Here is an 11611-nt window from a genome sequence, read left to right as displayed (position 1 = left end):
AAAAAGTTAGAATTATTTTATTAAGAAATTGAATTTATCCATATTCTTAAGGGCGATACCTGTTCCGCGAACTACAGCTCTTAAAGGATCTTCTGCTACAAAAACAGGAAGACCCGTCTTTTTGTGCAATCTGTCTGCAAGCCCTCTCAACAAAGCACCACCTCCGGCCAGATAAATACCTGTTTTATAGATATCCGCAGCCAATTCCGGCGGTGTTAAAGAAAGCGTTTCCATTACCGCATCTTCAATTCTGATGATCGATTTATCCAATGCTCTCGCAATTTCTTTATAACCAACCATGATTTCTTTTGGCTTTCCTGTAATAAGGTCTCTTCCCTGTACCGGAATATCTTCGATATCCACATCAAGATCTTCAACAGCAGAACCCACTTCAATTTTGATTCTTTCGGCGGTTCTTTCACCAATATAAAGATTATGATGTGTTCTTAAATAGTAGGCAATATCATTGGTAAATACGTCACCTGCAATTTTTACAGATTTGTCGCACACAATACCACCCAATGCCACCACCGCAATCTCCGTAGTACCGCCACCTATATCGATAATCATATTTCCTTCCGGCTTCTGAACATCGATTCCTACTCCAATTGCAGCTGCCATTGGCTCATAAATCAGACGTACTTCTTTAGCGTTTACTTTTTGTGCCGAGTCTCTTACCGCTCTTTTTTCAACTTCCGTAATCCCTGAAGGAATACAGATTACGATTCTTAATGCGGGTTGGATGAATTTACCCTTAATTCCCGGAATCTTTTTGATAAATTCTTTAATCATGTGCTCAGAAGCGTGGAAATCAGCAATCACCCCATCTTTAAGTGGACGGATCGTCTTAATATCCTCATGAGTTTTACCCTGCATATGTTTCGCCTGTTCACCGACAGCAATCGGTCTTCCTGTTGAACGTTCAATAGCAACAATCGAAGGCTGATCTATAACAATTTTATTATTATGGATGATAAGGGTGTTGGCGGTACCCAGGTCTATCGCAATCTCTTGCGTAAACATATCGAATAAACTCATACTTTTACTTCTGATTTTTTAAAGAGTTACAAAGATATAAATTTAAGACGTCCAAAGAAATTTAACAAGCAGATAATTTGGTTAAAATTTTATTAAAATTTACAATCCCTTATTAACTTTTACTTTAAGTATTTACAGACTATAATTTAAACCAGATTTAAGATAACACATGCCTAATAAGGCATCACCGGAGTCGGATTATTTTTTTTATTGCACACAGATGTGATTTGACTTGTAATGATTAATTTTTAAATTCTGAACTCTTATTAATTATTTTTTTATAAACAATTATTATTTCTTTGATTATTTAGAATCATCCCAAAATAGTTTTTTACGATAATTATCATATACATTATAAGAAAGCATTTTATCAAAAAATATGTAAATTTGCCACGCTTATGTTACAGTATTCCAACATACATCAGACATCTAATTTTGCTGTACTTTCCATTAGTTATGAAAAGGCTGATGTAGAAACGAGAGGCAAATTTGCATTCTTTGACGAAAATATTAAAAATTTTGTCACCCGGATTCATGATGAAAATTTAGGGGACGCATTTGTTGTCTCTACCTGTAACAGAACTGAAATTTACACTACCACGCCTAATTATCTGTTGGTTGCTGAAGAATATTGTAAAACAATCGGGGTTAATCTGATGGATTTTCTTCAATATGCCAATATTCTTACCAAAGAAGAAGCTTTAGCCCATCTTTTCAGAGTGGCCGCTGGCTTGGAAAGCCAAATTATCGGTGATTTCGAAATTATCGGCCAGATTAAAAAGGCATACAGCAGATTCAGGAAAGAAAGACAGAATTCCAATCCTTATCTTGAGAGGGCTATCAATGCGGCCATTCAGATTTCAAAAAGGATTAAAAACGAGACTGGAATTTCCAATGGTGCGGCTTCCGTATCATATGCGGCAGTTCATTATATTCTTAACAACCAGAAAAGACTTACGGAAAAGAATATTCTTCTTCTCGGAGTTGGAGAAATAGGTCAGAATACAGTGGAAAATCTAGTAAAGCATGTGTATCAGCCAAAAATTAAAATCGCCAACAGAACCCAGGAAACGGCTGAAAAGATTTCAGAAAAATATCATATTCCTCAGATTGATTATGCTGAATTTGATCAGGAGCTGAAGCAAACAGACATTCTGATTGTGGCTACCGGCGCAAGACATCCTATTGTCAATAAATCTCATTTTCCTAACGGAAAAGAAACGCTGGTGATTGACCTCTCCATTCCGAATAATGTAAATAAGGATGTTACGGAAAATAAAAATGTGACCCTGATTGATGTTGATGAACTTTCAAAACAGATTCAGGAAACTATTCAGCAGCGGGAAAAAGAAATTCCGAAAGCTGAAAAAATCATCAAAGAGCTGATGAAAGACTTCCTTGAGTGGGAAAAAAAGAGAAAGCTGGCTCCGAACATCCATCATTTCAAAGCCGTTCTCAAGAACATGGAACGCAATGAAATGCATAATTTTTACAAAAAAAACAAATACATAAACATCACGGATATGGAACTTTCTGACAAAATGATTCAGAAAATTACCAACCGTTTTGCAAAATATATCATCGATAATCCGTTAAAAGCCGAAGAAATTAGTAAATTAATGCACGAAATATTAGTTGAACAACCAAACAACGAATTCAATGAAAAGCATTAGAATCGGAACCAGAAATTCCGCATTGGCACTTTGGCAGGCAAGAGAAGTTGCGAGACACCTTCAGAACAACAATTATTTAACGGAAATCGTTCCTATTGTATCATCCGGCGACAAAAATCTTACGCAGCCGCTGTATGCTTTGGGAATTACCGGCGTTTTTACAAGAGACCTTGATATCGCTTTATTAAATGATGAGATTGATATTGCTGTACATTCTTTAAAAGACGTTCCAACGAATCTTCCCGAAAAGCTGGAAATTGTTTCTTACCTGGAAAGGGATTTTCCTCAGGATGTTCTGATCCGTAAAGAATCTGCAAAAAATAAGGAACTTCACGAACTTAAACTGGCAACAAGCAGTCTGAGAAGAAGAGCTTTTTGGTTAAAAAACTTTCCTCAGGCTGAATTTTCAGACATTCGCGGAAATATACAAACCCGGCTTCAGAAACTGGAAGAAGGTGATTTTGATGCTACCATTTTATCTTTAGCTGGAATCAAGAGAATGAAAATGGACATCGATTATGAAATGATCCCGTTTTTAATTCCGGCACCTTCACAGGGAGTGATTGCTGTTGCAGGGCATTCGGACAAAACAGAAATCAACGAAATCGTAAGAAAATTTACCAACCATACCAACACCCAGATCTGCGTGGAAATGGAAAGAAGTTTCCTGAATACACTAGAAGGAGGCTGTACGGCTCCCATTGGCGCTTTCGCTGAAATCTTTGACGATCAGATCCGTTTTAAAGCGGCACTATGTTCTTTGGATGGCAAAAATTGTATTTCAACCGATGAAAACTTCGTATACAACAAGGAAGAAAACTTCGGCAAAAAGTTCGCTAAGGTTGTTTTGGAAAACGGGGGAAAAGAACTGATGGCAGAAATTAAAGATCAGATTTAAAATTCCATTATTCAAGTTCAGGCTTAAAGGCAAAAAAATGAAAATCTTATTTACCAAAAATATAGACCGAACGATTATATCCAAAGAATTAGGAGACAATATTGTGGCTGATTGTATTGAGGTAATAAGAACGACTCCTTTGGCAGTTCAACCTTTTGACCTGAAAAATTATTCCCTTATTTTTACCAGCGTGAACGGCGTAAATTCTTTTTTCAAAAATGGTTTCAAGCCGGATGAAGATTTTACCGCCAAAAATTACAACAAGATCTACTGTGTCGGCGAAAAGACAAAAAAAGCAGTACGCAAATATGGTTTCGGAACTTTTAAGGTGATGAAAAATGCAGACGCCCTTTCAAAATTTATTACCGCAAAATGTCAGCATGAAAACTTTCTCCACTTTTGTGGTAATCTGGCCATAAGCGTTCTGGATAATGAACTTCCGCTGCAAAATATTAAATACAAAAAAGTTATCGTTTACAACACGGAAGAAATTAATCCGGTAATAACTGAAAAATATCATGCTGTCGTATTTTTTAGTCCAAGCGGAGTTCGTAGTTTTGCAAAGCAGAATTCACTGGAAAATATAACGCTGATATCCATTGGAGAAACTACTTCCCGTGAAATCAGAAAACACAGTTCAGTACCTGTTTTAACAGCAGAAGGGAATACCTTATTATCTGTTTTTAAGCTGATACGAAAAGAAATTGCAAACAAAAACTGATATACAATTGTCCATTGGCGACAATGCTATTTAATAGATTATGATTAAAAACGACCTATATTTAAAAGCACTTCGCGGAGAAACCGTAGAAAGACCTCCCGTATGGATGATGAGGCAGGCAGGAAGATATTTGCCAGAATTTATTGCCCTTCGCGACAAATATGATTTCTTCACAAGATGCCAGACTCCCGAGCTGGCTTCCGAAATCACCGTACAGCCGATCCGAAGATTTCCGCTGGATGCAGCCATTTTGTTTTCGGATATTCTGGTGGTTCCGCAGGCGATGGGAATCGATTTTAAAATGAAGGAATCGGTTGGTCCGTGGCTTGATACACCGATCAGAACGATGGAACAGGTTCAAAATGTTGCCGTTCCGGATGTGAATGATACATTAGGGTACGTTTTTGATGCTATTGAATTAACTTTACAGAAATTAGACAACGAGATTCCGTTGATCGGTTTCGCAGGCTCTCCCTGGACCATCCTTTGCTACTGTGTGGAAGGAAAAGGAAGCAAAGCTTTTGATATTGCCAAATCTTTCTGTTTTACACAACCGGAAGCAGCCCATTTATTACTTCAGAAAATTACAGACACTACGATTGCATATCTGAAAAGAAAAGTGGAAAAAGGAGTGTCTGCCGTTCAGGTTTTCGATTCCTGGGGCGGAATGCTTTCTCCGGAAGATTATCAGGAATTTTCATGGAAATATATCAACCAGATTGTGGAAGCATTAAGTCCGCTGACGCATGTTGTTGTTTTCGGAAAAGGATGTTGGTTTGCACTGGAAGAAATGACACAATCTCCGGTTTCTGCTTTAGGCGTAGACTGGACGATTAAGCCTGAGTTCGCAAGAACGTTGACCAACCATACGATGACGCTTCAGGGAAATTTTGATCCTGCAAGACTGCATTCAACCCCGGAAACGATCAAAAAAATGGTGACTGAAATGATCAACCGTTTCGGGAAAGACCGATACATCGCCAATTTAGGACACGGGATTTTACCGAATATTCCTGTGGAAAATGCAGAAGCATTCATCAGAGCGGTGGTGGATTGGAAACCGAGTGCTGAGTTTTAGCACTCCCACAGATCTCGCTGATTAAAACATTTTTATCGTGCTATCTAAAGAAATTCAAATTAATAAAACAAAACACCCTTTCAGCAATTGAAAGGGTGTTTCTATGAGTAAAATATCAATAATTAGTTGATCTCTGTAACGAAATCTTCTTTCGGTTTTCTTATTTTGGTAAGGTTTACCAGCCAGTCGTTGGAAGCATCTCTATACCCTAAAGGCAGCAGGAGAACACTTTTTAATCCTTTTTCCTGTAGATTCAAAATTTTATCAACTTCTTCCGGAACAAAACCTTCCATCGGGGTAGAATCTACCTCCTCGAAAGCCGCTGCGATTATCGCTGCACCAAATCCAATATAAGCCTGTTTCGCAGCATGAGTGAAGTTTTCTTCAGCAGGTCTCTGCGGATACATTCCTAATAGCATCTGTCTGTAGTTTTCCCACCCTTCGTTTTCAAAACCTCTGATTTCGTTTGTCAGATCAAACATCCTGTTGATTCTATCTTCGGTATAATTATCCCAGGCAGCAAAAACCAAAAGATGTGAGCAATCCGTAATTTGCGGCTGGTTCCAGGCGTGAGGTTTTATCTGTTCCTTAATTTCCTGATTGGTAATGACAATAATTTCGAAAGGCTGCAGACCGCTTGATGTAGGAGCCAATCTTGCCGCTTCTACTATTTTATCCACTTTTTCCTGTGGTACTTTCTGACCGTTCATTGCTTTGGTAGCATATCTCCAGTTCAGTTTTTCAATTAATTCCATACATTAAATTTTAGCAGAACAAAATTAATTCATGTACCACAAATACAGGCAAATAATTTTTAAATCTGAGATATTGCTAATATCTATTAAACCGGATTATTTATACTTTCAGCCGGACTCGAAATCTGATCCGCAAAATATTGTTCCAAATCTTTCAGCGTTTCAGGATTGGTTTGGATATCTTTCACCAGCTGGCCTTTATTTACAACAACAATTCTGTTACACACTTCCGTTGTGTGCGAAAGATCGTGACTGGAGATGAGGAACGTAACGCCCTCCTGTTTTGATAGTTCTTTGATGAGGTTTTTAAGCTTGATCTGCGTGGAAGGATCAAGATTGGCAAAAGGCTCATCCAGAATGATAATTTCAGGATTTCCGATAATGGCTCCAACAATTCCCACTTTTTTCTGGTTTCCTTTAGAAAGGTCACGGACATATTTCCCGGAGTTTAAAATTTCACCGCTGAAAAGATCATGAAACTGTTTTAAAAACTCATCAACAGAAGCTTTGTTTTGGCCTCTTAGCTCTCCGATAAAGTAGAAATACTCTTCCGGCGTAAGATAACCGATCAGGAAAGAATCGTCTACAAAAGCAGAAACTTTATTTTTCCAAGCTTCAGATTCGTGTACTTTGATGCCATCGATGCTTACATATCCTGTTGTTGCCTGAATGAGATCCAGCATCAGACTGAACAGCGTGGTTTTTCCGGCACCGTTGTTTCCTACCAGGCCAAATGTTTCACCATTCGGAATTTCAAGATGTTCTATATTTAAAACGGTTGCTTTGCCGTATGTTTTTGTTAAATTATTAATTGTGATCATATTAATCTTTATTTTTGAATGCTTCTAATGTACTGTATTTTTCTACCTTATAATGTTTCACGATAATCTCGAATATTTTTTCTCTCAGTAAAAATCCTATTAATCCCAAAACAGCAATACTTATCACGCCGGCCTCAATTCCAAGAGAATATTTTACGATCGCAAACACGGCCATCGGTAAGAACAATTTAGGAATCAGCAGCAGCAGGGATTTCATATTAAAGCTGTTTTTCTGCCCGAATCTTTTTTCTTTGGCATTCAGGTCAATCTGCATTTTGTTGAATGCACCAGACCAGAGTGTAAACTGAGAATTAACGCCAATGTTATAAATTCCCGCTGCAAAAAAGGTAAGGTACATATCCCATCCGAAATAGACATAACACAACGCCAGAATGATCGAAAAACCTGTTACAATATTCATCAGCCACCATTTTGCTTTCAGATATTCTTTGTAAGGCACATTAAGGGTCATCATTAACGGATAATAAGAACTGTCGAAAGCGGGAACCCGCTGTCCGAACATAAACTGAAAGCCTCCCGTTACAAACAATCCCATGAACATCATCATGGCCGGTGTTTTATAAATAGGTGAAGAGAACATCAGTAATCCGTAAAAAAGAAACAGGAAGCTTCCCCATACAATTCCTTTGGTAACTTTATTCCGCTTCAGCAATTTAATATCATTGTTGATGAATGTTCCAATGGCTCCGTATTTATTCAGGAACGTAATATTTTCTGTTTTCCCGACTTCTTTTTTAGCTTCCAGTCCCTGATCCAGATAAAATACCTTTCGGATATGACTGAAACAGATTTTCCATAAAGCGGAAAATAATATAACGGAAATTACTACAAAATAGGGTCTCTCATAAAAGCTATAGAAGAATTTCTCAGAATAATCCAGAACAGGAACAATATTATAATACGCTAATGCTGCCACTCCCGTAAAGATACAGCCAACAACAATGGCAACAATTTCTTTATCGTTGAAAAGGATATTGATAAAATTATTCAAATAAAACAACAGGGAAATTCCTACCATCCATGCTATAACACCCGTTGCATTGTATCCATTGAATAGGGCGATTATGGCAAAGGTGATCAGAAACAGGGAATTCAGCCAGCTGAATGCAGATAGAAAAGTTTTCCCCATCATATAATTCACCAGCGTCTTCTTAGGAATATTAAGGGTAAGAAAAGGCTTAATGTTTTGGGTGGGCAATTCCTGCCAGATGTATTTCACAATCAAATCAACCGCCCAGGCTGCGATCATAAATCTTGAAACCACTTGTATCGGGTTCTGATGCATTTCCTCCTGAATGTAAAAGAATGCGCCAAATGCTCCTCCCACAAGGCATGCCATAAAATAGAGAATTCCGATAAAGCGAAGAATTTTCATCGCAAGGTTGATTCCTAAAGAACTTCCTCGAAAAAAACTTTTGAACTCTAATTTCAGGAATTTTATAAACATAGTTATCTTTTATTACATTAGTTTGTATAAAGATACAATTGTTACAGTTTTTAACTTTAAGAGCGCTTTTAAATTTTACTTAATACATTTTTATAACTTCTTTCTTAATTTTTAGATTAAAATAAACTTAGTTTATTCTTAAAATTAACATTAAGAATGTAAGTGAGTTAAACTGATAATAATTAAGCAATCAATAAATTGATATTTATTAAGTTTAATCTTTAGGAGCTTAATGCCTTAATGGTAAAAATAAATTTTAAATGTAAACAGGGCTTTAAAGAGCTGTCGTTTTGCTTTCGTCAAAGCAAACCTGTTTTAAATTACTTAACATCTGAGTAGATTTAAATTCATTTTAAGACTGACTGAAAGAAAGTTATTATTAACTATTGTCATCGCAAAGCTGACCTATGTAATTTGTAATAAGTGAAATCTGTGTAATCAGCGGGATAATTCAAATCCTTTCAGGATTGACAAATCAAGTTGAAAAAAAGACTTCCGAAAATCCGAAAGTCTTCTATTCTATGTATTAAAAAATTACCCTATTAATTCTTTAGCCTGCGCCAAGGCAGCTTCTGTGATCTTACTTCCGGAAAGAAGCTGTGCTATTTCGTTGAGTTTCTCTTCTTCACTTAAAGGAACGATGGTGGATTGTGTTCTTCCGGCCACATCCTGCTTTACCACTTTATAGTTGTTATTTCCTTTTGCGGCAACCTGTGCGAGATGAGAAATGACGATCAGCTGCATATCGGCAGACATTTCACGCATCAGATTTCCGATCTCTTCGGCTACCTTCCCGGAAACTCCGGTATCGATTTCGTCTAAAATTAAAGTTGGAAGCTCATCACTTTCGGCAATAATCTTTTTCACAGCCAGCATCACCCTCGATCTTTCACCTCCCGAAATAGCAGTCTGAATAGGTTTTAAAGGAAAACCGGAATTCGCCTGAAACAAGAGCTGGATATTTTCTTTCCCGAACTGATTAAAATCTGCAGCATCCTGCAATTCAATATCTACTCTGGCTTTCTCAAGACCTAATTTTTTGAGTAAAGCTTCTGCTTTTTGAATAAAGACAGGAATGTGTTTTTTTCTGTTTTTTGATAAGGTACCGGCTAAAGCCTGAAGCGTCTTTTCTTTTTTAGCAATATTCGTTTGAATCTCTTCAATCTGAGATTCCAGCTCAGATGCACCCTGCTGCTCTCCTGACAGCTGATCCCTGATTTCTTTTAATCCCGAAACATCAGCAACATTATGCTTTACAAAGAGACTGTTGATTCTGTTATTTAATTCGATTAATAAAAATAGATTTTCCGGGTTGACTTCAATATTTTCTGCCTCATCTTCCAGTTCGGAAATGATATCTTTCAGCTCAACAAAAGAAGCTTCCAGTCTTTCATCAAGCTCTGCAAAGCTAGCAGATACTTCTGCAATTCTGGAGAGTTTGTTTTTAGCTTCGTTAAAAAATGAAAAAATCCCTACCTCTTCCTGATGAAACCTTGACAATACCTGAGCCAGATTATCGGAAATCATCTCTGCATTTTCCTGAATGGAAAGCTGGTTCTGCAGTTCTTCATAATCTACATCGTCCAGGTGGAGCTCTTCGAGCTCATTCAGCAAAAAGGTTTTATAATCGCTTTCCTTATTGGTTTCCGAAAGCTGTGTCTGAAGTTTTCTAAGTTGTATTTTCAGACTTTGAAAATCCGAAAATTCATTCTGATAATCGTGAATGATCTGTTTGTTTTCAGAAAGTCCGTCAATAATTTTGAATTGGTATTCTGCGGTAAAAAGGTTGGAAGTCTCAAACTGAGAATGAATATCAATCAGCTGAGAAGATAATTCTTTTAAAACATCCAGGGTGACCGGAACATCATTAATAAATGCCCTTGATTTTCCGGATGGCAAAATTTCTCTCCGGATGATGGTCTGATGCTCATAATCCAGATCATTTTCGATAAAGAATTTTTTGAACTGATTATTTAAAGCAAATTCGGTCTCAACGATGCTTTTTTCTTCTGCTTTTGAGATCGATTTTACATCTGCCCTCTCTCCGAGGATCAGTCGCAAAGCCCCCAAAATAATAGATTTCCCGGCACCGGTTTCCCCGGTGATCACCTGAAGACCGTTGTGTATTGATACTTCAAGGGTATCAATAAGGGCAAAATTTTTAATATATATTCTCGAAAGCATTGATAATAGCGGTTACTTTAGCTATTGCAAATATAGAACATTAGATTTCAGGATTCAAGTGAAGATTATTGTTTCCATTTGTTCCAGCGGGATTCTGTGCTTTTAGGAGAAAGTATGATCAATTCATTTTTCAGATCTGCCAAAACGATCCCTCCGTTGTTCCCGGAATTAAAGATATTAAAGATCTCATCGGCCTTCGTATCCATAAAAAGGTTAAAGAAATAAGCCTGCTGGAAAGAGTTTTCGTATTGTCTTAACTGCATTAAAGCATCAAAAATCACTTTTTTGGCCGCAGTCTGATCCTGATTAAAAAGATTATCAAGTCCTGCTCTGTGATAAGAATAGATGGTTGCGCGCAGCTGGCTCCAGTTCGGGCTCATGATTTCTTTAATTAAAATAGAACGGCTTCTCGGTTCATTAATCTGCTTCCATCCATCGTACGTATTCTGAGATTCTCCGTTCTGGGCAATTTGCTGGGCTTTCTGAAACCATTGCGTTCCTGCCATCGACTGAAAACTGTCTGCATCAACTCCTAAGATCACATAAACATAAAAGCTGATCACATCAATAAGATTTTTCCCCGAAAACTGTCTTTCGTTGAAAATAAGATTTTCATTTTCCACATAATCGAAGGAAAAACGCTGATCCTGAAGATTGAGAAGCGGAGATTCATAAGTGGTGTTATATACCGGGCGAACCGCCTGTACCACGATGCTTCCTCTGAACCGGTTTCCGTCTCTCTCGCTGATGACGATCGCAAAATTTGATTTTATCTTTTCAAAGTTCTGAAGTCTTTTTCCTGTCCAGCTTGTATTGTTGATAAAGTCTCGCAGACTTTTTTCCAGTGCTTTGTATGCAGATTGGTTACTTCCGCCCAGTTGTTGGGCATTCACCTGCACGGTAGCCAGCAATTCCTGGGAGAAACTTTGGCTGAATAAAAACAGAATTAAAAATATGCTTAAAAATTTTTTCATT

General features: G+C 37.5%; 10 protein-coding genes. 4 read left to right on the top strand and 6 right to left on the bottom strand.

The window, feature by feature from the left end; translation table 11 throughout:
• Positions 1–12: 12 nt before the first annotated feature.
• Complete coding sequence (locus BUA76_RS05170) at positions 13–1038, bottom strand: rod shape-determining protein (protein ID WP_027381028.1); 1026 nt, start codon at positions 1036–1038, stop codon at positions 13–15.
• A 398-nt stretch (positions 1039–1436) separates the two neighbouring features.
• Between BUA76_RS05170 and hemA the strand changes: the two genes are divergently transcribed.
• Genes hemA through hemE form a run of 4 tightly spaced genes read left to right on the top strand, consistent with a single transcriptional unit; the run spans position 1437 to position 5408 of the window.
• On the top strand, positions 1437–2711 hold the full coding sequence (gene hemA, locus BUA76_RS05165; protein ID WP_072883756.1) for a glutamyl-tRNA reductase: 1275 nt from the start codon (positions 1437–1439) through the stop codon (positions 2709–2711).
• On the top strand, positions 2698–3609 hold the full coding sequence (hemC, locus tag BUA76_RS05160) for a hydroxymethylbilane synthase (RefSeq protein ID WP_072883755.1): 912 nt from the start codon (positions 2698–2700) through the stop codon (positions 3607–3609). The genes hemA and hemC overlap by 14 nt, the downstream gene beginning before the upstream one ends.
• Positions 3610–3646: 37 nt before the next feature.
• Positions 3647–4330: a uroporphyrinogen-III synthase gene (locus BUA76_RS05155; RefSeq protein WP_072883754.1), complete on the top strand. Its 684-nt coding sequence runs from the start codon at positions 3647–3649 to the stop codon at positions 4328–4330.
• A gap of 40 nt (positions 4331–4370) precedes the next feature.
• Complete coding sequence (hemE, locus tag BUA76_RS05150; protein WP_072883753.1) at positions 4371–5408, top strand: uroporphyrinogen decarboxylase; 1038 nt, start codon at positions 4371–4373, stop codon at positions 5406–5408.
• Between the two features lie 122 nt (positions 5409–5530).
• Here hemE and BUA76_RS05145 read toward each other — a convergent pair whose 3' ends face one another.
• The 5 genes from BUA76_RS05145 to porD all read right to left on the bottom strand — a co-directional run bounded on the left by BUA76_RS05145 (position 5531) and on the right by porD (position 11610).
• Positions 5531–6163: an NAD(P)H-dependent oxidoreductase gene (locus BUA76_RS05145; protein WP_072883752.1), complete on the bottom strand. Its 633-nt coding sequence runs from the start codon at positions 6161–6163 to the stop codon at positions 5531–5533.
• 86 nt (positions 6164–6249) lie between these two features.
• Positions 6250–6984, bottom strand: a complete 735-nt coding sequence (locus BUA76_RS05140; RefSeq protein ID WP_072883751.1) for an ABC transporter ATP-binding protein — start codon at positions 6982–6984, stop codon at positions 6250–6252.
• Between the two features lies 1 nt (position 6985).
• A complete protein-coding gene (locus BUA76_RS05135) occupies positions 6986–8452 on the bottom strand; it encodes a DUF5687 family protein (RefSeq protein ID WP_072883750.1) in 1467 nt (488 codons plus the stop codon).
• Positions 8453–8986: 534 nt separating this feature from the next.
• Entirely contained in the window at positions 8987–10636 is a 1650-nt protein-coding gene (locus tag BUA76_RS05130) for a DNA repair protein RecN (RefSeq protein ID WP_072883749.1), read from the bottom strand.
• A 65-nt stretch (positions 10637–10701) separates the two neighbouring features.
• Positions 10702–11610: a type IX secretion system protein PorD gene (porD, locus tag BUA76_RS05125; protein ID WP_072883748.1), complete on the bottom strand. Its 909-nt coding sequence runs from the start codon at positions 11608–11610 to the stop codon at positions 10702–10704.
• Between the last annotated feature and the right edge of the window lies 1 nt (position 11611).

Origin of the sequence: Chryseobacterium takakiae (genome assembly GCF_900129385.1) — a bacterium.
Lineage (GTDB): Bacteria > Bacteroidota > Bacteroidia > Flavobacteriales > Weeksellaceae > Chryseobacterium > Chryseobacterium takakiae.
The sequence above is the reverse complement of the archived record's forward strand: the minus strand, read 5'-3'. Positions and strand labels throughout refer to the sequence as shown.